Origin of the sequence: Streptococcus mitis (genome assembly GCF_002096855.1) — a bacterium.
In the GTDB taxonomy this organism is placed as follows: Bacteria; Bacillota; Bacilli; order Lactobacillales; family Streptococcaceae; genus Streptococcus; species Streptococcus mitis_Y.
Genome location: NZ_NCVH01000030.1, coordinates 197,623 through 221,729, shown reverse-complemented (window position 1 = coordinate 221,729; position 24,107 = coordinate 197,623). Strand labels below are relative to the sequence as shown.

Here is a 24,107-nt window from a genome sequence, read left to right as displayed (position 1 = left end):
AGACTTAGTTTGTTTCTATTCTAATCGGCACTCTTCCAAAATTCTGCTCTGCTATACTTGGATTTCCCAGTTGGTAAATCTGGTCTGCCTTTTGGGTCATAGCATCCCAAGGTTCTTTGCCAATTCTGCTAACTAGATCGACCTGCCCTTTCAAAGACTTGAGATGTTGCCTGCCTTTTTCAGTAAAGCCAAGAACATGGATGCCTTCTGGCAAGTCACTTTCTCTAGCCTGCACCAAGATATAGGTCAAAAGGCGTCTGACACGCGCCTTGGTGTAACGTTTGGTCGCAACCGCCTCAACCAAGTCTTCCACAGACTGGACTGTCTTGATGGCCTCTTTAATGCGCACAGCCATTTCTTGATTGACCTGATAGGTGGTGGTTAGGTCTGGATTTGACAAGATTTGATAGCAGAGCAAGGGAAAATAGTCATCCCAGCTCACCTTACTGGCTTGCTCAAAGAGAGCAACAGAAGGCATAAAGCATTCTAAGAAATCTTGGTCTGATTGATGCTGGCGGAGAGCTGTTGCAGATGCAAAGTCCACTTCCTTGTCCACAGAATGATAACCCGCTCCCTGACGCTGAATCGGATGCATTTTGATGTTGCATCCTGCAACCGCCTTGGCATAGGCCAGAGCAAGGACATGATTGGGCGTATTGCCTGAAAAATCAAGACCTGCAAATTCCTTCCACATGGCTTGGGTTTTCTGAGGGTAGGAGAATGAATCAGGTAGATTGTCCACAAAATTCTCCATCTCAACGCCTTGCTCTGTGTATAAGTCAGATATCTTTTGATAATCCAGAACTTCCTCTGTCCCGAAAGCTAGAGTATCAATGCCCAAGCGAGCCAAGATATCCACAGCTCCTTGACCGAAGAAATCAGCTGCCTGAACACTAACTAAAAAGGGCAATTCCACTACCAGATCCGCTCCATTTTCCAGCGCCATCTGAGCCCGAGTCCACTTGTCCACGATAGCAGGCTCTCCACGCTGCATGAAATTCCCAGACATGGCCACAATTTTCAACCCCTTCGTCTGCTCAAGCAGGTATTTGTGGCCATTATGAAAAGGATTGAACTCCGCGATAATACCCGTGATGGTCATGATAATCTCCTACTTCTGCGCCACAAAAAACCAACGGGTGCTGGTTTCTGTTGGCTCTTTGTCTTCAAAGTCCGCAAAGAGTTTGAAGGATTTGAATCCGGCCTGTTCCAGCAAAATATCATAGGTCAAGACCTCATAGGTTCGCTCCTCATGCACTTCATCGTGGCGACTAAAGGAACCATCCGCTTCCTTGACAAAGAAAGTCAACTCATGAACGATAGAGTGAGGCGCCGCATCCTCATAGGTATCCCATAGCATGGCGAAATCTTCTGCATTTTCATGATAAGAATAGCCTGGAAAAACTTCGTCTGTCTGGTAGGTCGAATGCACATCAAAGATGAAAACTCCATCTTCATTAAGGGCATTATACACTTCCTTAAAAACATCCCCTACTTCCACCTCATCCTGCATGTAGCAGATAGAGTCCGAATAACAAGTGACAAAGTCGTATTGACCTACCTTGGACAAATCCAACATATTGCCTTCAATAAAATCAATCTTTTGTTTGGCTGAAGCCGCTCTCTTCTCCGCAATCTTCAGCATATCTGCGCTCAAGTCAAGTCCAGTCACATCAAAACCAGCTTGAGAAAAGCGTACAGACTGGATGCCTGTCCCACAAGCCAATTCCAAGAGTTTTTTTCTCTCCTTTGTCTTAGGCAAATGACCCAGAGAAAAATCCGTCCATTTATCATATAAACTATCGTCCATGACCGCATCATAGACCGCCGCAAAGGTTTCATAAGTTGCCATAATCATGATACCAAGAGCCTCCATGGCAAACACCACTCGCCCTATACCTTTCTATCCATTTTTTCTAAAATAAGCAAAGAAACCCAGTTGGCTACAACTGAGTTCGTCTTCTAAGCAAGAGCTTCTGAAATATCTACTGACTCCGCCTCATGCCATAGCTTTTCTAAGTTATAGTGGGCACGCATTTCTTCTGAAAAGACATGCACGACAACAGAGCCGAGGTCTAGTAGGACCCAACCTCCAGCTGCATCTCCTTCGTCATGACTGCCTTTAAAGCCTGCATCGGCTACTTTTTCACGGATATTATCAGCGATAGCGTCCAACTGACGGCTATTCATTGAACTAGTAATAACAAAGTAGTCAGTCACGCTAGTCAAATCTTGGACATCAAGTGCGAGGATATCCTCCGCACGTTTCTCATCAGCCGCTTTCACGACTAGTTCTAGTAATTCTTTTTCGTTCATTTAGTCCTCTTTCTAGAAAATATGCTTGTAATCTAGGACATCTGCAAAGCGCCCCTCCCAAATGCCCTCATAAAATTCATTTATCGTTTCTGCTGGAATGTCTTTCCCATCAAACGTTGTGCAAGTTCCTTCTGGAATAATAAGCTGATAGCCATATTCAAAGGCAACCTTGACAGAGGTATCCACACAATATTCTGTCTGCATACCACATAAAACTAATTTTTCAATCCCCTGTTTATCCAAGTATTCTTTTAAACCAGTTTCTTTGAAAATACTGTTATACTTCTTCTGAAAGACCTTTTCATTAGGTTTTCGACTTAAAAGCTCAGATAACTGCCAATCTTCTGATGTTTGAGCTTCAGCGTTCTCAATATGTTGAACATAGACAATTTCAATATTCTTGCTTCTAGCCTGGTTTTGTAAATAAGAAATTTTTTCCAATAGACTATTTGTCTGAAAACCAGTTTCCACTAAAATATTCTGAACATCAATGATTATAAAAGCCGTCTTCATTTAGTCCTCTTTCAAATAGTGCACAAAGGCGTTATAGGTTTCAAGGGTTTGGGGATAGATAGAGAATCCCTGATGAGCTAGATGCTCCACGGTACGAGCTGTTTCGTAGGCCACCGCCTTATTAAGCGATAAACTTGCAATCTCACGTGCCACATCTACTCCTGGAAAGGCACGATTGTGCTCGATATAGTCTGCGACGTAGATGACTTTATCTAGGTCTGTCATCTGACCAGCACCGACTGTATGGATTTCAATGGCTCGCAGGATTTCTGAATCATGCAAATCCAAATCTTCCTGAATCTTGTAGATGCCAACCATGCCATGCCAGACATTATTGCCCCAGTTTTTGAGATCAGGATCCAGCTGATAACGGTCAATCAGGTCTAGAAATTCCTGATCTGACAGCTTTTTAGCGTAGTCATGAAGAAGGCCTGCTAGTCCTGCTTTCTCGACATCTACTCCAAATCGTTGGGCTAGTTCTATGGCTGCACGCTCCACACCCAAGCAATGGGTTAAGCGTTTTTCAGGTAAAAGCTCTGTCATTTTTTCCAACAAAGCCTCGCGAGAGCAGTTGATATAGTCTTGATAGGCCATCAGTAGAGCCCCTCCTTCTCGATGTAGTCTAGCACCGGCTGAGGCAGGAGAAAGTTGGGTTTCCGACCTTGGGCAAGGAAGTCCCGCACCATGCTGGATGAGATATCCATGAGAGGCACATCCACCCATATGACTGGATAGGAAGTCCCTGCCTTGTAGCGTGGGCGCTGAACCCCCACAAACTGAACCATGTCAACCAGCTCATCAATTCGGTACCACTTAGGCAGATAATCCACCATATCAGCTCCGATAATGAAGTAATAATCCGTGTCTGGATGTTGCTCGGTCAAAATCTTCATGGTGTCGTAGGTGTAGGAAATGCCCTTGCGCTCTAACTCGATTGTTTCAATGGCTAGACCTTCGATCCCCTCAATCGCCAACTCAAGCATCTTGAGACGATGGTGTTCAGGGATGGTTTCTTTTTTGTCTACATGAGGTGGCTGGTATTCAGGCATGAGCAGGACCTGGTCCAGTCCTAACTGTTGTCGTACTTGGTCCGCCACAACAAGATGGGCATTGTGAACGGGGTTGAAATTCCCCCCTAAAATCCCGACTTGTTTGCGTTTTTTCTCCTTGATTTCTGGCTCCAACTCTACCTTGGTAAAGGGAGTCAATAATTCGATTGCCATAGGCTCGTCTTCCTTTAATTCTCTGTAAAAACAGTTTCTTGGAGTAGTTTTTAGATTTCTTTGACTTTCTTAGAAATCTTGCGATTTTCTTTCTTGCTGGATTGTTTAAACAAAATCAAGATGCGTCCGATTTTTTGGACAGTATCCACACCAATTTCTTCTTCCAAGATTTCAGCTACTTCGTGGATATTTTCATCGGTGTTTTGCAAAAGAGTAACCTTGATCAATTCACGGGCGTCAAGTGCCTGACGAACGCTGGTTTTGATTTGGTCGTTAAGTCCATTTTTACCGATTTGGATGATGGGTTTGAGGGTGTGTGCCTGACTGTTGAGGAAGGCACGTTGTTTTGATGTTAATGACATAATTTCTTCCTTGTTTTTTTGATAGTTATTTTAGGTGGTGAGGGACGGTCGGAACTAATTTTTCAAAGATCTCATCTTTGAAAAATGGATTTCCTGACCTCACAATTGAGCCTAGGTCTCAATTATGCCCCTTACCAATCTAACGATTGGCAATCACACCACGGCAATAACTATCTTTTTATGAGCTCACTTTGTTCGCTCAGTGATTTCATTTTAAATAATTGCTTTTCGTGCGACGACGGCGACGCCTTCTGGTGCCCAGACGGCGACTTTTGCTGTGCCTGTTACACGGATCCAGCCGAGTCCAGAGATGACTAGATCGGTTTTGTCCTTGATGGTAAAGACATGCTGAACAAGTTTTGGAAAATCTTCTTTTTCCTTGCTATTTGGTGGTGTCAGAAGGGTTCCGAGGTGCTTATCGTAAAAAGCACTAGCGCCTTCTAGCTTAGTACGGTGGAGTTTGAGTTCATTGTCAAAGAAAGCAGTAAATCCTTGCTTTTCTCCTGAAATGAAGTCAAAGCGTCCCAAACCACCTAAAAACAGGGTTTGTTCAGGGTTAAGCTGATAGGTTTTTGGCTTGATTTCCTTTTTAGGGCTGACATACTTGAGGTTTTTGGCCGTCAAGTAGTGAGCCATCTGGTGACGGTGGATAATCCCCGGCGTATCGTAGATATAAGAACCGTCATCAAGCGGAATCTCGATTTTGTCCAAGGTTGTCCCTGGGAAGCGTGAAGTCGTGATGACATTCTGGTCACCCGTGATTTCTTGGATAATAGCATTGATAAGAGTTGATTTTCCAACGTTGGTTACACCGACCACATAGACATCACGGCCCTTACGGTAGTGTTCAATCTTGTCAATGACTTCCTTAATGGCATGTTTGTTTTGTGCCGAAGTTAGGACGACATCGACTGGACGAAGTCCTTCTTCGTGGGCACGTTCCATGAGCCACTGGCTAATCTTGCCCGGCTTAACTGACTTAGGTAGGATATCTTTTTTATTTCCCACCAAGAGGACATCATTGCCCGAGACAAAACGTGGCAAGCCTGGGATGACAGAGCCATTAAAGTCAAAGATATCAATGACATTGACCACCAAGGCATCACTGTCCCCCACCTCGTGCAAGAGTTTGAGGAAATCATCGTCCGTCAACTGGACATCTGTGATTTCATTGTAATGGCGGAGACGGAAACAGCGTTGGCAATAAACTTCACCAGTCTCCAAGCCTTTTTCGAATGCTGACTGGGGGGTGAAACCAAGACCAGCCTTGTCTGTCGTCTGAATGGTTGCTCCACAACCAATACAGAGAATTTCTTCCATAGTTAAATTCCTTTTTTATATGTAATCGCTCCGTACTTTTCAGTAATTTGCTTCATGACACGACGCTCACGAGCTCGGTTGATCTGCGTTTTGATCGAGTCATGTTGGACCAAGGGTTTGACTAAAATCGAGCGAATGCCTGCACGGTGGGCTGCTCGTATATCTGTCATGAGCTGGTCGCCAACCATGACCACTTCACTTTTCTCATAGTGGAATTCCTTCATGGCCCGGTCAATCCCAAATGTGAAGGGCTTCAGAGCCCAATAAACGTAGTCAATCCCAAATTTCTCAACTGCTCGTTGGACGCGTTTTTTGGTGTTATTTGAGACCACGATAATGCGAATGCCCGCGTCCCGAAGATCATGTAGCCATTGCTTCATCTCTGGCGTCCCGTCAGGGTTGTTCCAAGCAATGAGGGTATTGTCCAAATCGACCAAAACAGCCTTGATTCCATGCGCCTGCAGGCTTGGGACTGTCAGATCATAGACTGCTTCCACAGCAAAATCTGGCATGTAATTTTCAATCGCCATTTTGGCTCCTTTTCTTTTATTTTCTAGTAATTTTCTTCAGCCATTGAGATAAGGCCACCCATAAAATCAAGCTAGTCATTAAGATATAAATCCAAGCATTTGGCTCTTCTGTAAATGGTAGAGGAACATTCATTCCGAAGAAACCTGTAATAACCGCAAGTACTGCTAGTAAGACGGAGATAATAGTCAAAATTGACAAACTATCATTCAAGTTATTGTTTAGGATGTTGTTGTAAGAAGCTGAGAGTTGTTGCAAGACTTGAGAAATCAAGTCTGTCATAGACACCAACTGATGGGCTTCAATCATGGCATCATCAAACTGCTCTCGTTCGACATCATTAAATCTCCGATAAAGAGCATGGCCCTGGATATGTTCCAAGAGGAGTCGATTTTGTTTTGCTGCTGCTGTCAAGTAAACCATACCAGTCTCCAAGTCAGAGAGGGCGAAGAGATTTTTCTTTGTTGTAGTTTGACGTAGCAAGGCACTAATTTCGTCCTTACTTTTATCCATCTCTTCAATGACAGGATAATAAGCGTTACTGATAATCTCTAAACCAGCAAAGAGAAACTTGTAAATAGAAAGCGACTCATGGCTATCCAGATAAGCTGACATCTGATCAATGACATAAGCATTCTTATGGTTGCTGATGGTAATCATTCGTTGTCTTTCGACGATAAAGGTCATGGGAATCGCTTCATAATATTCTTTGTCTTTTTCTAAATCAAGAACATTATAAATAAAGGTTACCGTCTCCGTTTCACGGTTATAATCCATATGAGCTCGTTCATTTCTATCCAGAGCATACTCAATGGTTTCCTTGTCCAATCCATAGATGTCAGAAAGATCTTCCATATTTTTAATCTTATCCACATCAAGGTCTATCCAGGTACAACCATTGCCCAACTGCTTTTCTAAAACCATCTTTTCTCCTTTATTAAACTCTTTCTATTGTACCACAAATTACTTAAAATAACAGGTCTAGTCTGTGCGTGAGAAATTGCTGACGACGGTGATATTCCGATTGGGAACGAAGTGCAGAACCTGGTCTTCCCCTCTGAGTTGCGTTGTTCGAATGCCGACACTGACAACCTTGCCCGATACGGTAATAGGACCATTTGTCAAAACGACCTCATCTCCCACATCCAGTTGACGTTCAAAGAGGATGAAAAAGCCATTGATGACATCAGATAGAAAGCCTTGGGCTCCCATTCCAATAGCCACCCCAGCAATCCCAGCCCCTGCCAGCAAACTAGAAACTGGCAAACCTAAAATCGACAAAATGCAGTAAAGCAAAAAGAAATAAAGGGTATAATTAAACACATTTTCTAACAGACGTGAGATGGTTTTCTGACGCCCGACATCATGACGAGACATTTTTAGAGAAGGTTTGACAATTCTCTGCACCATGGTATGGAGCAATTTCTTAGCTATATAAAAGAGTAAAAATAAGAATAACAGAGAAATTAACTTGGTTAAGATATTTTCAATAATCGTTGTTATATCAAGCTTATTGAGGTAGGTTTGAATAAATTCTTTCATAGAAAACTCCTTTCATTTATTATACCATACTTTTACAAGTGATGAATCTCCATAAATATTCAAAAATAACAGCCAAAATAGACAGAAAATTCTTGATTTTAGCTCATATTTATACTATAATCATAAACATTACACAACAAAGGAGATTGTTATGAAAAAATTCATTCATGCTTGGAATAAGGCGAGTCTAATCAAACGGATTTTGATTGGCATGCTTATTGGAGGAACCCTAGGGCTGACACTTCCTAACATTTCAGGAATTGGTTTACTTGGAGATCTCTTTGTTGGTGGCCTCAAAGCCATCGCACCTATTCTAGTCTTTGCCCTCGTTGCCAATGCCCTTTCCCAACATCAAAAGGGTCAAGATAGCAACATGAAAACGGTTATCCTCCTTTACTTGGTGGGAACCTTTGCAGCGGCACTTGTTGCTGTCCTAGCAAGCTTCATCGTCCCTGTTGAGATTACCTTAAATAGTGCCAATACAGAAATCGCACCACCAGATGGAATTGGCCAGGTCCTCAGCAATCTCTTGCTCAAACTGGTTGACAATCCAGTCAATGCCCTCGTTACTGCTAACTACATCGGTATCTTATCTTGGGCAGTTGTTTTCGGGATTGCTATGAGAGAGGCCAGCAAAAATAGTAAAGAATTGCTGAAAACTATGGCTGATGTGACTTCTAAGATTGTCGAATGGATCATCAATCTAGCTCCATTTGGTATCCTTGGTCTTGTCTTCAAAACCATCTCTGATAAGGGAATCGGAAGCCTAGCTAACTACGGAATCTTGCTTGCCCTCTTGGTGACAACTATGTTCTTTGTCGCTCTGGTTGTCAATCCATTGATTGCCTTCCTCTTTATGAAGAGAAACCCTTATCCCCTCGTTTGGAAATGTTTGCGTGTCAGCGGTGTTACAGCCTTCTTCACTCGTAGTTCTGCGGCTAACATCCCTGTCAATATGAAACTTTGCCACGACCTCGGTCTGGATCCAGATACCTATTCTGTTTCTATCCCACTTGGTTCTACTATCAACATGGCAGGGGCAGCGATTACTATTAACGTTTTAACCCTTGCTGCAGTAAATACTCTTGGAATCCCTGTTGACTTTGCCACAGCCTTTGTCCTCAGTGTAGTAGCAGCAATCTCAGCCTGTGGTGCTTCTGGTATTGCCGGAGGATCCCTCCTTCTTATCCCAGTTGCTTGTAGCCTTTTCGGTATTTCTAATGATATTGCCATGCAAGTTGTTGGGGTTGGATTTGTGATTGGGGTCATCCAAGACTCATGTGAAACAGCCCTTAACTCTTCAACAGATGTCCTCTTTACTGCTGTTGCCGAATACGCAGCAGCCCGTAAAAAATAACTCATAAAGACAAGCCTGCTCAGGTCTTGTCTTTTTCGCTTCTATTATAATTTACTAGGAAATCCTTATGTCTATTAGCCAACGTACGACTAAGCTCATCTTAGCTACCTGTCTTGCCTGCCTTCTTGCTTACTTTCTCAGTCTCTCCTCAGCTGTCTCGGCTGGAATCATCGCCCTCTTGAGCCTATCCGATACCCGTAGAAGTACCTTAAAACTGGCCCGAAATCGGCTCTTTTCTATGCTTCTAGCTCTTGCTATTGGCGTTTTGGCTTTTCACTTGAGCGGATTTCATATCTGGAGTCTTGGCCTCTATCTGGCCCTCTATGTGCCTCTAGCCTACAAGATGGGCTGGGAAATTGGCATCACACCAAGTACTGTTTTGGTTAGCCATCTCTTGGTACAAGAGTCAACCTCTCCAGACCTTCTAGTCAATGAATTCCTTCTCTTTGCTATCGGTACAGGATTTGCCTTGCTTGTCAATCTCTACATGCCTTCACGAGAAGAGGAAATTCATCACTACCACACATTGGTAGAAGAAAAGTTAAAAGATATTCTCCAGCGCTTCAAATATTATTTATCCAGAGGGGATGGACGCAACCGAGCACAGCTAGTAGAAGAATTAGACACCCTTTTGGAAGAAGCCCTCAGACTTGTCTATCTAGATCACTCTGACCACCTCTTTCACCAGACCGACTACCATATCCACTATTTTGAGATGAGACAGCGACAAAGTCGCATCCTGCGAAACATGGCCCAGCAAATCAACACCTGTCACCTAGCTGCTAGTGAGAGCCTGATTTTGGCCCAACTCTTTTCAAAAATTGCCGGTCAACTGAGCCAGACCAATCCTGCTTCTGATTTGCTAGATGAAATTGAACGTTATCTGGAAGTCTTCCGTAATCGTAGTCTGCCCAAGACAAGAGAAGAATTTGAAACCCGTGCCACACTTCTTCAACTCCTACGTGAAGCCAAAACCTTCATACAAGTAAAAGTTGACTTTTACCAAAAATATGGACAGTAAAAAAGAAAACTTCAGACCAATCACAAAAGGTGAATATCTGAAGTTTTCTTTTATTTATAAGTTATTACCATAAAGGTTAATAGTAAAACAAATAAGGCCAAATATTCAACATCTTTTTATAGAGGGCTAAGGTAAAACCCTACATACTCTGCTGTCTTATTATCCACGACACTAATTTTTACAAATCAATTTCATTTACCAAACATAGTTAGTAAGACAGTTAGCTAGACCTCTCACTACCAGTTACAACGGAAAAGCCCACGAATCGACAATATTCGTAAAACTTTACTAGTGGAGCGCATAGCCAAGTTCCATAGAAACTTGGCGTTAGTTACTTAGATTATTATACAATCAAATAAATTTACCGAACTACAACACGGAGTTTTACAAATCGATTCTATTTGCCAAACGTAGTTAGTAAGGTAATTAGCTAGACCACTCACTACCAGTTACGACGGAAAAATCCACGAATCGACACCATTCGCGGACTTTGCCTAGTGAAGCGTTTAGGTAGACTGCTATAGCGGTTACCTATTATTAGATTACGACACTGAGTTTTACAAATCGATTCCATTTACCAAACGTAGTTAGTAAGGCAGTTAGCTAGACTACTTCCTACCAGTTACGACGGAAAAATCCACGAATCGATAATATTCGTGGATTTTTTCTAGTGAAGCGTTTAGGTAAGCCGCCATAGCGGTTACCGTCAAATGACAGCAACTTTATGTTGCTAGTCATTTGTAACGATTTACATTTTTTCTTCCAACTCTACGTCTGGATACTTATCCGCAAACCAACGTAGGGCAAAGTCATTTTCAAAGAGGAAGACTGGTTGGTCAAAACGGTCTTTGGCCAAGATATTTCGGCTTGACGACATCCGTTCATCTAAGTCCTCAGGTTTGATCCAACGAACAGTCTTTTTCCCCATTGGGCTCATGACTACTTCCGCATTGTACTCGCCTTCCATACGGTGCTTAAAGACTTCAAACTGGAGTTGACCTACAGCCCCTAGCATATACTCGCCTGTTTGGTAATTCTTATAAAGCTGAATAGCTCCTTCTTGTACCAATTGCTCGATTCCCTTGTGGAAGGATTTTTGCTTCATGACATTCTTGGCAGAAACTTTCATGAAAATTTCAGGTGTAAAGGTTGGCAGGGGTTCAAATTCAAATTTGTTTTTCCCAACTGTCAAGGTATCCCCAACCTGATAAGTACCTGTATCGTAAACCCCGATAATATCACCTGCCACGGCTTTGGTCACATTCTCACGACTTTCCGCCATAAACTGAGTAACATTAGATAGTTTGGCCCCCTTACCAGTACGAGGCAGGTTAACACTCATACCGCGCTCAAATTCACCTGATACGATACGGACAAAGGCAATACGGTCACGGTGACGAGGATCCATGTTGGCTTGGATTTTAAAGACAAATCCTGAGAAATCCTTGTCGTAAGGATCTACAATTTCGCCGTCTGTTTTCTTGTGTCCATGTGGTTCTGGAGCAAACTTAAGGAAGGTTTCAAGGAAGGTCTGCACACCAAAGTTAGTCAGGGCTGAACCGAAGAAGACAGGTGTCAATTCTCCAGCCAGAATAGCTTCCTCTGAAAACTCATTCCCAGCTTCATTTAAAAGCTCAATATCATCTTTAACTTGCTCGTAGAAAGGATTGCTACCAAAAAGCTTGTCCCCATCTTCTAAACTGGCAAAACGTTCATCCCCCTTATAGAGCTCCAAGCGTTGGTTATAGAGGTCATAGAGCCCTTCAAAGGCTTTCCCCATCCCGATTGGCCAGTTCATCGGGTAACTCGCAATACCCAAAACTTCTTCCAATTCTTGCAAGAGGTCCAAAGGCTCACGACCGTCACGGTCCAACTTGTTCATAAAGGTAAAGACCGGAATACCACGGTGTTTCACAACCTCAAACAATTTCTTGGTTTGGGCCTCGATACCCTTGGCAGAGTCCACAACCATGACCGCAGCATCCACCGCCATCAAGGTCCGATAAGTATCTTCTGAAAAGTCCTCATGCCCTGGCGTGTCGAGGATATTCACACGCTTGCCATCGTAGTCAAATTGCATAACAGATGAAGTAACCGAAATCCCACGTTGCTTCTCGATATCCATCCAGTCAGACTTGGCAAAAGTCCCTGTTTTCTTTCCTTTTACGGTACCAGCCTCACGAATCTCGCCCCCAAAGTAGAGTAACTGCTCAGTGATGGTTGTTTTCCCCGCGTCCGGGTGGGAGATGATGGCAAAAGTACGACGTTTCTTAATTTCTTCTTGAATATTCATAAGTTCTCTTTCTTTGATTCTCTATTTTTCTTGTTTCATATAGCTAAGAATGATTTTTACATTGGATTTTACCATTCCTTTCAACACTCCATTATATCGGATTTTAGCTTTTTTTTCAATTTCTATTTCTTTTCAGTTCCCCCTCCCTTATTTATAGGAAAATATGGTAAAATAGAACAGACTAAAAATCATCATTTCACGAAAGGATGCAAGATGAAAATTACGCAAGAAGAGGTAACACACGTTGCCAATCTTTCAAAATTAAGATTCTCTGAAGAAGAAACTGCTACCTTTGCGACTACCTTGTCTAAGATTGTAGACATGGTTGAATTGCTGGGCGAAGTTGACACAACTGGTGTTGCACCAACTACGACCATGGCTGACCGCAAGACTGTACTCCGCCCTGATGTGGCCGAAAAAGGAACAGACCGTGATCGCTTGTTTAAAAACGTACCTGAAAAAGACAACTACTATATCAAGGTACCAGCTATCCTAGACGATGGAGGAGATGCCTAATGACTTTCAACAATAAAACCATTGAAGACTTGCACAATCTCCTTGTTTCTAAGGAAATTTCTGCAACAGAATTAACACAAGCAACGCTTGAAGATATCAAGTCTCGCGAGACAGCTATCAACGCTTTTGTTACCATCGCTGAAGAGCAGGCTCTTGCTCAAGCCAAAGCCATTGATGAAGCTGGAATTGACGCTGATAATGTGCTTTCAGGAATTCCACTAGCTGTTAAGGATAATATCTCTACAGACGGTATTCTCACAACTGCTGCCTCAAAAATGCTCTACAACTATGAGCCAATCTTTGATGCGACTGCTGTTGCCAATGCAAAAGCGAAAGGCATGATTGTCGTCGGGAAAACTAACATGGACGAATTTGCCATGGGTGGTTCAGGTGAGACTTCTCACTACGGTGCCACTAAAAATGCTTGGGACCACAGCAAGGTTCCTGGTGGCTCGTCTAGTGGTTCTGCCGCAGCCGTAGCCTCAGGACAAGTCCGCTTGTCACTTGGTTCTGATACTGGTGGTTCTATCCGCCAACCTGCTGCCTTCAACGGGATTGTTGGTCTCAAACCAACCTACGGAACAGTTTCTCGTTTCGGTCTCATTGCCTTCGGTAGCTCATTAGACCAAATCGGACCTTTCGCACCAACTGTTAAGGAAAATGCTCTCTTGCTCAACGCTATTGCCAGCGAAGATGCCAAAGACTCTACTTCTGCCCCTGTCCGCATTGCCGACTTTGCTTCAAAAATCGGTCAAGACATCCAGGGTATGAAAATTGCTTTACCTAAGGAATACCTCGGTGAAGGAATTGACCCAGAAGTTAAGGAAACTATTTTGAATGCTGCTAAGCACTTTGAGAAACTTGGTGCTATCGTTGAAGAAGTCAGCCTTCCTCACTCTAAATACGGTGTTGCCGTTTACTACATCATCGCTTCATCTGAAGCTTCATCAAACTTGCAACGCTTTGATGGTATCCGTTATGGCTACCGTGCAGAAGATGCAACTAATCTTGATGAAATCTATGTAAACAGCCGTAGCCAAGGTTTCGGTGAAGAGGTTAAACGCCGTATCATGCTTGGTACATTTAGTCTTTCATCAGGTTACTATGACGCCTACTACAAGAAGGCCGGTCAGGTCCGTACCCTCATCATCCAAGATTTCGAAAAAGTCTTTGCGGATTATGACTTGATTTTGGGTCCAACTGCTCCAAGTGTTGCTTATGACTTGGACTCACTCAACCATGACCCAGTTGCCATGTACTTGGCTGACCTCTTGACCATCCCAGTCAACTTGGCAGGTCTCCCAGGAATTTCGATTCCTGCTGGATTCTCTCAAGGACTACCTGTCGGACTACAATTGATTGGTCCTAAGTACTCTGAGGAAACCATTTACCAAGCTGCTGCTGCTTTTGAGGCAACAACAGACTACCACAAACAACAACCCGTGATTTTTGGAGGTGATAACTAATGAACTTTGAAACAGTCATTGGACTTGAAGTCCACGTAGAGCTCAACACCAATTCAAAAATCTTCTCACCTACTTCTGCCCACTTCGGAAATGACCAAAATGCCAATACCAACGTGATTGACTGGTCTTTCCCAGGAGTTCTGCCAGTTCTCAATAAAGGTGTTGTCGATGCTGGTATCAAGGCTGCTCTTGCCCTCAACATGGACATCCACAAAAAGATGCACTTTGACCGCAAGAATTACTTCTACCCTGATAATCCAAAAGCCTACCAAATTTCTCAGTTTGATGAGCCAATCGGCTATAACGGCTGGATTGAAGTCGAGCTAGAAGACGGTACGACTAAGAAAATCGGCATCGAGCGCGCTCACCTAGAAGAAGATGCTGGTAAAAACACCCACGGTACAGACGGCTACTCTTACGTCGACCTCAACCGCCAAGGGGTGCCCTTGATTGAGATTGTATCTGAAGCAGACATGCGTTCTCCTGAAGAAGCCTATGCTTACCTAACAGCCCTCAAGGAAGTTATCCAGTACGCTGGTATTTCTGACGTCAAGATGGAAGAAGGTTCTATGCGTGTGGATGCCAATATCTCCCTTCGCCCTTATGGTCAAGAAAAATTCGGTACTAAGACTGAGTTGAAAAACCTCAACTCCTTCTCAAACGTTCGCAAAGGTCTTGAATACGAAGTCCAACGTCAAGCCGAAATCCTACGCTCAGGTGGTCAAATCCGCCAAGAAACACGCCGTTACGATGAGGCTAACAAGGCAACCATTCTCATGCGTGTCAAGGAAGGGGCTGCAGACTACCGCTACTTCCCAGAACCAGACCTACCTCTCTTTGAAATCTCAGACGAGTGGATTGAGGAAATGCGTACTGAATTGCCAGAGTTTCCAAAAGAACGCCGTGCGCGTTATGTATCTGACCTTGGTTTATCAGACTACGATGCTAGTCAGTTGACTGCTAATAAAGTCACTTCTGACTTCTTTGAGAAAGCTGTTGCCCTCGGTGGCGATGCTAAACAAGTCTCTAACTGGCTCCAAGGTGAGGTTGCTCAGTTCTTGAACGCTGAAGGTAAGACACTAGAACAAATCGAATTAACACCAGAAAACTTAGTTGAAATGATTGCCATCATCGAAGACGGCACTATCTCTTCTAAGATTGCCAAGAAAGTCTTTGTCCACCTAGCTAAAAATGGCGGTGGCGCGCGTGAATACGTGGAAAAAGCTGGCATGGTTCAAATCTCAGATCCAGAAATCTTGATTCCAATCATCCACCAAGTCTTTGCGGATAACGAAGCCGCAGTTGCTGACTTCAAGTCAGGAAAACGCAACGCAGATAAGGCCTTTACAGGATTCCTTATGAAAGCAACCAAAGGCCAAGCCAACCCACAAGTCGCCCTTAAGCTTCTTGCACAAGAATTAGCGAAGTTGAAAGAAGATTAATATGTAAAAGAAACCAGCCTTGAGGTTGGTTTTTTCTTGACAAAAACAAGGAAAGCGTTTACAATATTGCATGTAAAGTTTCCTAAAAATAAAACTAAAAATCGCAACAATAAGGAGTTATTCATATGGCTACAATGAAAGCAGCTCGCTGGCATGCAGCAAAAGATGTTCGTATTCAAGAAGTAGAAGTCCCTGAGGTACTTCCGCACCAAGTAAAAGTTGCTGTTAAATTCACAGGAATTTGTGGTACTGACCTCCACGAATTTTTAGATGGTCCTATCTTCATCCCAACAGAAGAACATGTCTATTCTGGTCAAAAAGCACCAGTAACACTGGGACATGAATTTTCTGGTGAAATTGTAGAAGTCGGAAGCGATGTTACTCGTGTTAAAGTTGGTGATCGTGTTGCTGTAGAACCAATTCTAGCTAAGAATAACTTAGTTGGTAACTATAATTTAGATCCAAACCTTAATTTTGTCGGTTTGGCTGCAGACGGTGGATTTGCCAAATATTGTGTTTTAGACGGTGACTTAGTACATGTCATTCCAGATAGCTTAAGCTATGAGCAAGCTGCTCTCACTGAGCCAGCTGCTGTTGCAGTTTATGCAGTTCGTCAATCAGCACTAAAAGCTGGTGATACTGCTGCTGTCTTTGGCTTAGGTCCGATTGGTCTCTTAATTGTAGAAGCCCTTCGTGCAGCGGGTGCTTCTAAGATTTATGCTGTTGAACTATCACCTGAACGTCAAGCAAAAGCTGAAGAGTTAGGAGCTATCGTTGTCCGTCCGGAAGAAGGTGAAACAGCTGTTGAAGCTATTCATCGTTTAACAAACGGTGGTGTAAATGTTTCTTATGAAGTAACGGGTGTGCCAGTAGTTTTAGGACAAGCCTTAGCTGCCGTACATAAAGCAGGTGAGTGCATGGTGGTCTCTATCTGGGAACGAGAAGCAAATATTAATCCGAATGAATTTGCAATCCAAGAAAAGACACTAAAAGGAATCATTGCTTATCGTCATATCTTCCCTAAAGTATTAGAATTGATGGAACAAGGCTACTTCTCTGCTGAAAAATTAGTTACTAAGAAAATTAAATTGGAAAATATCGTCGAAGAAGGCTTTATCGAATTAACTCAAGATAAGTCACAAATTAAAATTTTGGTAGAACCAGAATAAAAATCAATCTTTTTAAGACAATACTAACAGGTCGGAGTAAGCTTACTTCGGCCTTTTGAAATATAATACTCTTCGAAAATCTCTTCAAACCACGTCAGCTTCCATCTGCAACCTCAAAACAGTGTTTTGAGCAACCTGCGGCTAGCTTCCTAGTTTGCTCTTTGATTTCCATTGAGTATGAGAAGAAACATGGTGGATACTCTTTAACATTAACCACTCCACCTGACTAGGCAATATTCTTTTTCTCCCCTACCAAATCCCATTAACTATTTTGGCTTTATTTCCAGAAGATTTTATGGTAGAATGAAGAGTAATAATATTTATTAAAGAGGTAAAAACATGATTGAAGCAAGCAAATTGAAAGCTGGTATGACATTTGAAACTGCAGACGGAAAATTAATCCGCGTTTTGGAAGCTAGCCACCACAAACCAGGTAAAGGGAACACAATCATGCGTATGAAATTGCGTGATGTCCGTACTGGTTCTACTTTTGACACAAGCTACCGTCCAGAAGAAAAATTCGAACAAGCTATTATCGAAACTGTTCCAGCTCAATACTTGTACAAAATGGATGAAACTGCCTACTTCATGAACACTGAAACTTACGACCAATACGAAATCCCAGTCGTAAATGTTGAAAATGAATTGCTTTACATCCTTGAAAACTCTGATGTGAAAATCCAATTCTACGGAACTGAAGTAATCGGTGTAACTGTACCAACTACTGTTGAATTGACAGTTGCTGAAACACAACCATCTATCAAAGGTGCTACTGTTACAGGTTCTGGTAAACCAGCAACTATGGAAACTGGACTTGTTGTCAACGTTCCTGACTTCATCGAAGCTGGACAAAAATTGATCATCAACACTGCAGAAGGAACTTACGTTTCTCGTGCCTAATCTCTAGAAAGAGGTCATTCTATGGGAATTGAAGAACAATTTGGCGAAATCGTTATCGCTCCACGTGTACTTGAAAAAATCATTGCCATCACAACTGCTAAAGTTGATGGTGTCCACTCATTTTCAAATAAATCCGTATCTGATACCCTATCAAAACTCTCTCTTGGTCGTGGCGTCTACTTAAAAGAAAGCAACGAAGAACTAACTGCTGACATCTACCTCTACCTTGAGTACGGTGTGAAAGTACCAAAAGTTGCTCTTGCTATTCAAAAAGCAGTCAAAGATGCTGTCCGAGATATGGCTGATGTGGAACTTGCTGCTGTTAACATCCATGTTGCAGGAATCGTTCCAGATAAAACACCAAAACCTGAGTTGAAAGATCTATTTAACGAGGACTTCCTCAATGACTAGTCCATTATTAGAATCTAGACGCGAACTTCGTAAATGCGCTTTTCAAGCCCTCATGAGCCTTGAATTCGGCACAGATATGGAAACAGCTTGTCACTTTGCATATACACATGACCGTGAAGATGAAGATGTGCAAATCCCTGCCTTTCTTCTGAACTTGGTTTCTGGTGTTCAAGCTCAAAAAGACGAGTTGGATAAACAAATCAACCAGCACCTCAAGTCAGGCTGGACAGTTGAACGATTGACCTTGGTCGAAAAAAACTTACTACGCTTGGGTATCTTTGAAATCACATCATTTGATACACCTCAGCTGGTAGCAGTCAATGAAGCTATTGAACTTGCTAAGAATTTTTCAGATCAAAAATCAGCCCGCTTTATCAACGGACTGCTTAGTCAATTTGTAACTGAAGAAAATGAATAATCGAAAAGGTGTTTGGTTTCCCAAGCACCTTTTACCTCGTCCTTGATACAGAGTAAGAAGCACACAAAAACTAGAACTGACTGCCAGTTCTAGTTTTTATGTATTCTGAGGTATTAGTATTTTCTAAATCGTTGATAACGTTCTTCCAACAATGCTTCTAACGGTTTTTGTAAAAGTATAGCTAGCTCATCTTGGAGTTCTTTTTTAACATTCTTAATCAGTTCTTTGCTCGAAAGTCCTGCTTCAGAAATCACCTTGTCCACCACGTCCATTTCTAATAGTTCATGCGAAGTGATTTTCATCAGTTCTGCCGCTTCCATGGCACGACTACCGTCCTTCCATAGAATGGAAGCAAAGCCTTCTGGACTAAGAATAGCATAGATAGAATTTTCCAGCATCCAGACACGGTCTGCGACGGCTAGAGCCAGAGCCCCACCTGAACCACCTTCACCTATAATGATGGCGATAATCGGAACTTTCAGGTCACTCATTTCCATGAGATTGCGAGCAATAGCTTCTCCCTGTCCACGTTCTTCCGCTCCCACACCAGGATAAGCACCTGCAGTATTGATAAAGGTCACAACTGGACGGCCAAACTTTTCAGCCTGTTTCATCAACCGTAGGGCCTTGCGATAGCCTTCTGGATGTGGTTGTCCAAAATTCCGTTTGAGGTTGTCTTGTAAACTCTTGCCTTTTTGGATACCAACCACTGTTACAGCTTGGTCCCCAAGCCAGCCAATACCACCAACAACTGCACCATCATCACGAAAAGAACGGTCACCGTGTAATTGGATAAAGTCATCAAAAATGCCTGTCGCAAAGTCCAAGGTTGTCAAGCGACTCTGCTCACGCGCTTCTCTGACTATTTTTGCAATATTCATCTAGGACCCCCTCCGTGCAATCTGACTAGGCTAGCAATCGTATCTGGCAAATCTCTTCTTTTGACAATAGCATCCACAAAGCCATGTTCCAATAGGAATTCTGCCTTTTGGAAATCCTCAGGCAAGCTTTCACGAACCGTATTTTCAATGACACGACGCCCAGCAAAACCAACCAAACTTTGTGGTTCAGCTAGAATGATATCGCCTTCCATAGCGAAGGAAGCTGTTACACCACCTGTCGTTGGATCTGTCAAAATGGTCAGGTAAAAGAGGCCTGCATTTGAATGGCGTTTAACCGCTGCAGAAATCTTGGCCATCTGCATGAGACTCATGATCCCTTCCTGCATACGGGCTCCACCAGAGGCTGTGAAGAGAACAACTGGCAACTGTTCAACAGTCGCATACTCAAACAAGCGAGTGATTTTCTCACCTACAACTGTACCCATAGAAGCCATGATAAAGTTAGAATCCATAATCCCAAGAGCCACAGTCTGACCTTTTATAAGAGCTGTTCCTGTCACAACGGCTTCATCCAGACCTGTTTTTTCACGCATAGTTGCTAGTTTCTTTTGATAACCAGGGAAATGCAAGGGATCCTTGCTTTCAATCCCTGTAAACAATTCCTTGAAGGTTCCCATATCAATCGTCAAAGCCAAGCGTTCTTGGGCAGAAATACGAAAGGTGTAACTACAGTGCGGACAGATACGCTCACTTCCCAGATCCTTCTGATAAATGGTATGCTTACAGCCTGGACACTGGGAGAATAATTCATCTGGAACCTCTGGCTTGGCTTGAGGTTTTTCCCTAACCGAACGATTGGGATTGATTCGAATATACTTATCTTTTTTACTAAATAGAGCCATTGATTCCCCTTTTCGGTTTAAACTCTTAAAGTCATTTTATTCTTTTTCTTGATATTTAGGTAAGAAGGTTTCCATCAAGAAGGAAGTATCATAATCCCCAGCAATGACATTGCGATCTGAAATGAGGTCAAGCTGGAAATCTGCATTGGTCTGCACCCCCTCTATCTCTAGTTCATAGAGGGCACGTTGCATTTTCATCAAGGCATCAAAACGATTCTCCCCATGAACGATGACTTTGGCAATCATACTGTCATAATAAGGTGGAATGGTATAACCTGGATAAACTGCTGAATCTACGCGCAAGCCAACACCTCCACTTGGCAGATAGAGATTGGTAATCTTACCTGGACTTGGAGCAAAGTTAAAGGCTGGATTTTCTGCATTGATACGACACTCGATGGCATGACCTCGTAGGACAATATCTTCTTGCTTAACAGACAGAGGCTGACCTGCCGCAATGCGAATCTGTTCCTTAACGATATCCACACCTGAAACAAACTCTGTTACTGGATGTTCTACTTGCACACGAGTATTCATTTCCATAAAGTAGAAGTTGCTACTTGCTTCATCAAGAAGAAACTCAATTGTCCCTGCATTCTCATAGCCAACAGACTCTGCAGCTCGAACAGCAGCAGAACCAATTTCATTGCGTAGCGTTTTGCCAATTGCAATTGAAGGACTTTCTTCCAAAACCTTTTGATTATTCCGTTGAAGAGAACAATCCCGTTCACCCAAGTGAATCACATTTCCGTGTTCATCTCCTAGGATTTGAACCTCAATATGGCGAGCTGGATAAATAACCCGCTCTATGTACATAGCACCATTGCCATAATTGGCCTTGGCTTCACTTGAAGCAGTATCAAAGGCGAAAACGAGATCTTCTGGTTTTTCAACCTTACGAATCCCTTTACCACCTCCACCTGCTGAAGCCTTGAGCATAACAGGATAGCCAATTTTTTCAGCAACAATCAAAGCTTCCTCAGAGTTATGCACTTCTCCATCCGAACCTGGTATAACAGGCACGCCTGCTTTGATCATCTGAGCACGCGCATTGATCTTATCCCCCATCATATCCATAACATGACCAGATGGACCGATAAACTTGATACCAACTTCTTCACACATGGTTGCAAATTTGGAATTTTCACTTAGAAATCCAAAACCGGGGTGAATGGCTTCTGCCTCAGTCAAGACTGCAGCCGATAGAACCGCATTGATATTGAGATAAGACTCTGTTGCCTTGCCAGGACCGATACAAACAGCCTCATCTGCTAAAAGCGTATGAAGGGCTTCCTTATCAGCAGTTGAATAAACCGCCACCGTCGCAATCCCCAGTTCACGCGCCGCACGGATAATACGAACCGCAATTTCACCACGATTGGCAATTAAAATTTTTCGAAACATGGAGAACCTCCTTAGTTCCCTATTGCAAAGGTAAGAGTACCACTAGCTGCAAGCTTGCCATCCACTTCAGCCTTTGCTTCAACCACGGCAATCGTGCCACGACGTTTTACAAAAGTCGCTGTCATAAGCAATTGGTCACCAGGTACAACTTGCTTCTTAAACTTGACCTTATCCATACCAGCGTAAAAGACCAGTTTTCCTTTATTTTCAGGTTTTGATAACTCCAAGACACCAGCTGTTTGCGCCAAGGCTTCCATGATCAAAACACCTGGCATAACTGGATATTGAGGGAAATGACCATTAAAGAAGGGCTCGTTGATGGTCACATTTTTGATAGCAACAATAGTATCCTCGCTCACTTCCAACACACGGTCCACTAGGAGCATAGGATAACGGTGGGGAAGGGCTTCTTTGATTCCTTGAATATCGATCATTTGATTCGTACCAATCCTTTACCAAATTCAACCATTTCTTCGTTAGAAACGAGAATTTCTGTTACCACACCATCCTTAGGAGCTGGGATTTCATTCATGACTTTCATGGCTTCGATAATGACCAATGTTTGGCCTTTTTTAACATTATCACCAACTGTTACAAAGGCAGGTTTATCTGGACCAGCAGCCAAGTAAGCCACCCCAACAAGTGGACTCTCTACAACATCTCCCTCAGCAGCCACACTTGTTTCAGATGGGGCTGGAACTTCTTCTGCTACAGTCTCTGCTGGAGCAGATGTAGAAGCTACTGGACTAGGTGTTGCTAGAACAGGTGCTGGAGCAACTTGAGCTACAGCTTCAGATACAAGTCTAGCTTCATTCTTACTAAACTGCAACTCATCCGTCCCATTTTTATAAGAAAATTCTCTCAAACTTGACTGGTCAAATTGGGCCATCAAGTCTTTAATATCGTTTAAATTCATACTTATTTATTCTCCCAACGTTTGAAAGCAAGAACTGCATTGTGGCCACCAAAACCAAAAGTATTTGAAATAGCGTATGGAATTCCTTGCTCCAAGCCTTGTCCATAAACGACATTGGCTTCGATATAGTCTGATACTTCGCTTGTCCCAGCTGTCATCGGTACAAAGTTATGACGCATGGCTTCGATTGTGACGATAGCTTCTACCGCGCCTGCAGCACCCAGCAAATGTCCTGTGAAAGACTTAGTTGATGATACAGGTACTTCCTTACCAAGAACAGCTACAATAGCTCCACTTTCTCCTTTTTCATTAGCAGGAGTTGACGTTCCGTGAGCATTGACATAGGCTACTTGCTCTGGAGAAATCTCAGCTTCTTCCAAGGCTAGTTTAATGGCTTTGATAGCTCCCTGACCTTCTGGATGAGGAGAAGTCATATGGTAGGCATCACAAGTATTTCCGTAACCAACTACTTCAGCAAGGATAGTAGCCCCACGTTTTTCAGCGTGTTCAAGGTTTTCAAGAACCAACATCCCAGAACCTTCACCCATGACAAAACCATTACGATCCTTATCAAATGGAATGGAAGCACGAGTTGGATCCTCTGTAGTTGAGAGAGCAGTCAGGGCTTGGAAACCAGCAATAGCAAAAGGTGTGATAGAGGCTTCTGAACCACCTACCAACATAACGTCTTGGAAACCAAATTTAATTGAGCGGAAGGCATCCCCAATCGCGTCATTTGATGAAGCGCAGGCAGTATTGATGGATTTACAAACACCGTTTGCTCCAAAACGCATAGCAACATTTCCTGAAGCCATATTTGGCAAGGCTTTTGGAAGGGTCAATGGTTTCACACGTTTTGGTCCTTTGTCATTTAGACGAAGCACTTGATCTTCAATTTCTTTGATTCCACCAATACCAGAGGCCACGATAACACCAAAACGATCTTTATCAAGAGCCTCTACATCTAAATTGGCATGATTAACGGCTTCTTGAGCTGCGTACAAGGCATACAAAGAATAGTTATCGAAACGATTGGTATCTTTCTTAACAAAGTATTTATCAAAAGGAAAATCTTGGATTTCTGCTGCATTATGCACATCAAAGTCACTATGATCAAATTTTGTAATTGGACCAATTCCGATTTTTCCAGTTGTCAAACTATTCCAAAATTCTTCTGGTGTATTTCCGATTGGAGATGTTACTCCATAACCTGTTACTACTACGCGATTTAGTTTCATCTTTTTCA

27 protein-coding genes are annotated in these 24,107 nt (G+C 42.9%); 9 read left to right on the top strand and 18 right to left on the bottom strand.

Translation table 11 applies throughout. The features are described 5' to 3' along the window. Positions 1–4 precede the first annotated feature (4 nt). The 11 genes from B7698_RS05145 to B7698_RS05095 form a co-directional block, all read right to left on the bottom strand. Positions 5–1,102, bottom strand: a complete 1,098-nt coding sequence (locus tag B7698_RS05145) for a nucleotidyltransferase (RefSeq protein WP_084864851.1) — start codon at positions 1,100–1,102, stop codon at positions 5–7. A gap of 9 nt (positions 1,103–1,111) precedes the next feature. Further along, complete coding sequence (locus tag B7698_RS05140; RefSeq protein ID WP_004255427.1) at positions 1,112–1,852, bottom strand: class I SAM-dependent DNA methyltransferase; 741 nt, start codon at positions 1,850–1,852, stop codon at positions 1,112–1,114. A 110-nt stretch (positions 1,853–1,962) separates the two neighbouring features. Further along, positions 1,963–2,316 (bottom strand): ribosome silencing factor, encoded by a 354-nt coding sequence (gene rsfS / locus B7698_RS05135; protein ID WP_084864850.1) that lies wholly within the window; start codon positions 2,314–2,316, stop codon positions 1,963–1,965. 12 nt (positions 2,317–2,328) lie between these two features. Then, positions 2,329–2,829 carry a cysteine hydrolase family protein gene (locus tag B7698_RS05130; protein ID WP_004255420.1) on the bottom strand — a complete coding sequence of 167 codons (501 nt, stop codon included), beginning with the start codon at positions 2,827–2,829 and terminating at the stop codon, positions 2,329–2,331. Continuing rightward, complete coding sequence (yqeK, locus tag B7698_RS05125) at positions 2,830–3,423, bottom strand: bis(5'-nucleosyl)-tetraphosphatase (symmetrical) YqeK (protein ID WP_049502047.1); 594 nt, start codon at positions 3,421–3,423, stop codon at positions 2,830–2,832. Beyond that, a complete protein-coding gene (locus tag B7698_RS05120) occupies positions 3,423–4,052 on the bottom strand; it encodes a nicotinate-nucleotide adenylyltransferase (protein WP_000963714.1) in 630 nt (209 codons plus the stop codon). The genes yqeK and B7698_RS05120 overlap by 1 nt, the downstream gene beginning before the upstream one ends. A gap of 50 nt (positions 4,053–4,102) precedes the next feature. Beyond that, positions 4,103–4,414: a ribosome assembly RNA-binding protein YhbY gene (gene yhbY / locus B7698_RS05115; RefSeq protein WP_000060169.1), complete on the bottom strand. Its 312-nt coding sequence runs from the start codon at positions 4,412–4,414 to the stop codon at positions 4,103–4,105. Between the two features lie 213 nt (positions 4,415–4,627). Beyond that, positions 4,628–5,734, bottom strand: a complete 1,107-nt coding sequence (gene yqeH, locus B7698_RS05110) for a ribosome biogenesis GTPase YqeH (protein WP_084864849.1) — start codon at positions 5,732–5,734, stop codon at positions 4,628–4,630. A gap of 2 nt (positions 5,735–5,736) precedes the next feature. Further along, positions 5,737–6,264, bottom strand: coding sequence for a YqeG family HAD IIIA-type phosphatase (locus tag B7698_RS05105; protein ID WP_084864848.1), 528 nt, complete (start codon positions 6,262–6,264; stop codon positions 5,737–5,739). A gap of 16 nt (positions 6,265–6,280) precedes the next feature. Beyond that, a complete protein-coding gene (locus B7698_RS05100) occupies positions 6,281–7,186 on the bottom strand; it encodes a magnesium transporter CorA family protein (RefSeq protein ID WP_000242267.1) in 906 nt (301 codons plus the stop codon). A 57-nt stretch (positions 7,187–7,243) separates the two neighbouring features. Further along, on the bottom strand, positions 7,244–7,804 hold the full coding sequence (locus B7698_RS05095) for a mechanosensitive ion channel family protein (protein WP_084864847.1): 561 nt from the start codon (positions 7,802–7,804) through the stop codon (positions 7,244–7,246). 151 nt (positions 7,805–7,955) lie between these two features. Here B7698_RS05095 and sstT point away from each other — a divergent pair, with 151 nt between their 5' ends. Both sstT and B7698_RS05085 read left to right on the top strand, forming a co-directional pair. Continuing rightward, positions 7,956–9,161 (top strand): serine/threonine transporter SstT, encoded by a 1,206-nt coding sequence (gene sstT / locus B7698_RS05090; protein ID WP_084864846.1) that lies wholly within the window; start codon positions 7,956–7,958, stop codon positions 9,159–9,161. A 67-nt stretch (positions 9,162–9,228) separates the two neighbouring features. Beyond that, positions 9,229–10,182, top strand: a complete 954-nt coding sequence (locus B7698_RS05085) for an aromatic acid exporter family protein (RefSeq protein WP_084864845.1) — start codon at positions 9,229–9,231, stop codon at positions 10,180–10,182. A 748-nt stretch (positions 10,183–10,930) separates the two neighbouring features. On the opposite strand, the gene B7698_RS05080 is transcribed toward B7698_RS05085, so the two are convergent. Further along, positions 10,931–12,475 carry a peptide chain release factor 3 gene (locus B7698_RS05080; protein ID WP_084864844.1) on the bottom strand — a complete coding sequence of 515 codons (1,545 nt, stop codon included), beginning with the start codon at positions 12,473–12,475 and terminating at the stop codon, positions 10,931–10,933. Between the two features lie 213 nt (positions 12,476–12,688). Between B7698_RS05080 and gatC the strand changes: the two genes are divergently transcribed. From gatC to nusB, 7 genes are all read left to right on the top strand, one after another. After that, on the top strand, positions 12,689–12,991 hold the full coding sequence (gene gatC, locus B7698_RS05075; protein ID WP_084864843.1) for an Asp-tRNA(Asn)/Glu-tRNA(Gln) amidotransferase subunit GatC: 303 nt from the start codon (positions 12,689–12,691) through the stop codon (positions 12,989–12,991). Further along, a complete protein-coding gene (gene gatA, locus B7698_RS05070) occupies positions 12,991–14,457 on the top strand; it encodes an Asp-tRNA(Asn)/Glu-tRNA(Gln) amidotransferase subunit GatA (protein WP_084864842.1) in 1,467 nt (488 codons plus the stop codon). Before gatC ends, gatA begins: the two co-directional genes overlap by 1 nt. Next, the gene (gene gatB, locus B7698_RS05065) at positions 14,457–15,899 is read left to right on the top strand and encodes an Asp-tRNA(Asn)/Glu-tRNA(Gln) amidotransferase subunit GatB (RefSeq protein WP_070479852.1); all 1,443 of its coding nucleotides are present in this window, start codon (positions 14,457–14,459) and stop codon (positions 15,897–15,899) included. Before gatA ends, gatB begins: the two co-directional genes overlap by 1 nt. A 125-nt stretch (positions 15,900–16,024) precedes the next feature. Then, positions 16,025–17,068 (top strand): 2,3-butanediol dehydrogenase, encoded by a 1,044-nt coding sequence (locus B7698_RS05060; protein ID WP_084864841.1) that lies wholly within the window; start codon positions 16,025–16,027, stop codon positions 17,066–17,068. A 339-nt stretch (positions 17,069–17,407) separates the two neighbouring features. Beyond that, complete coding sequence (gene efp, locus B7698_RS05050; protein WP_000568643.1) at positions 17,408–17,968, top strand: elongation factor P; 561 nt, start codon at positions 17,408–17,410, stop codon at positions 17,966–17,968. A gap of 21 nt (positions 17,969–17,989) precedes the next feature. Further along, positions 17,990–18,379 carry an Asp23/Gls24 family envelope stress response protein gene (locus B7698_RS05045; RefSeq protein WP_000510579.1) on the top strand — a complete coding sequence of 130 codons (390 nt, stop codon included), beginning with the start codon at positions 17,990–17,992 and terminating at the stop codon, positions 18,377–18,379. Continuing rightward, positions 18,372–18,797, top strand: coding sequence for a transcription antitermination factor NusB (gene nusB / locus B7698_RS05040; RefSeq protein ID WP_000203640.1), 426 nt, complete (start codon positions 18,372–18,374; stop codon positions 18,795–18,797). Before B7698_RS05045 ends, nusB begins: the two co-directional genes overlap by 8 nt. A gap of 113 nt (positions 18,798–18,910) precedes the next feature. Here the strand turns inward: nusB and B7698_RS05035 are convergent, their stop codons facing one another. From B7698_RS05035 to fabF, 6 genes are read right to left on the bottom strand one after another with little or no spacing between them, the layout of a single operon-like run. Next, positions 18,911–19,678 carry an acetyl-CoA carboxylase carboxyl transferase subunit alpha gene (locus B7698_RS05035; RefSeq protein ID WP_084864840.1) on the bottom strand — a complete coding sequence of 256 codons (768 nt, stop codon included), beginning with the start codon at positions 19,676–19,678 and terminating at the stop codon, positions 18,911–18,913. Continuing rightward, positions 19,675–20,541, bottom strand: coding sequence for an acetyl-CoA carboxylase, carboxyltransferase subunit beta (gene accD / locus B7698_RS05030; RefSeq protein ID WP_084864839.1), 867 nt, complete (start codon positions 20,539–20,541; stop codon positions 19,675–19,677). The genes B7698_RS05035 and accD overlap by 4 nt, the downstream gene beginning before the upstream one ends. Positions 20,542–20,577: 36 nt before the next feature. After that, the gene (accC, locus tag B7698_RS05025) at positions 20,578–21,945 is read right to left on the bottom strand and encodes an acetyl-CoA carboxylase biotin carboxylase subunit (protein ID WP_084864838.1); all 1,368 of its coding nucleotides are present in this window, start codon (positions 21,943–21,945) and stop codon (positions 20,578–20,580) included. A gap of 11 nt (positions 21,946–21,956) precedes the next feature. After that, on the bottom strand, positions 21,957–22,379 hold the full coding sequence (gene fabZ, locus B7698_RS05020) for a 3-hydroxyacyl-ACP dehydratase FabZ (RefSeq protein WP_000565509.1): 423 nt from the start codon (positions 22,377–22,379) through the stop codon (positions 21,957–21,959). Beyond that, the gene (gene accB / locus B7698_RS05015) at positions 22,376–22,861 is read right to left on the bottom strand and encodes an acetyl-CoA carboxylase biotin carboxyl carrier protein (protein WP_084864837.1); all 486 of its coding nucleotides are present in this window, start codon (positions 22,859–22,861) and stop codon (positions 22,376–22,378) included. Before accB ends, fabZ begins: the two co-directional genes overlap by 4 nt. A 2-nt stretch (positions 22,862–22,863) precedes the next feature. After that, entirely contained in the window at positions 22,864–24,099 is a 1,236-nt protein-coding gene (gene fabF, locus B7698_RS05010) for a beta-ketoacyl-ACP synthase II (RefSeq protein WP_084864836.1), read from the bottom strand. Positions 24,100–24,107 lie beyond the last annotated feature (8 nt).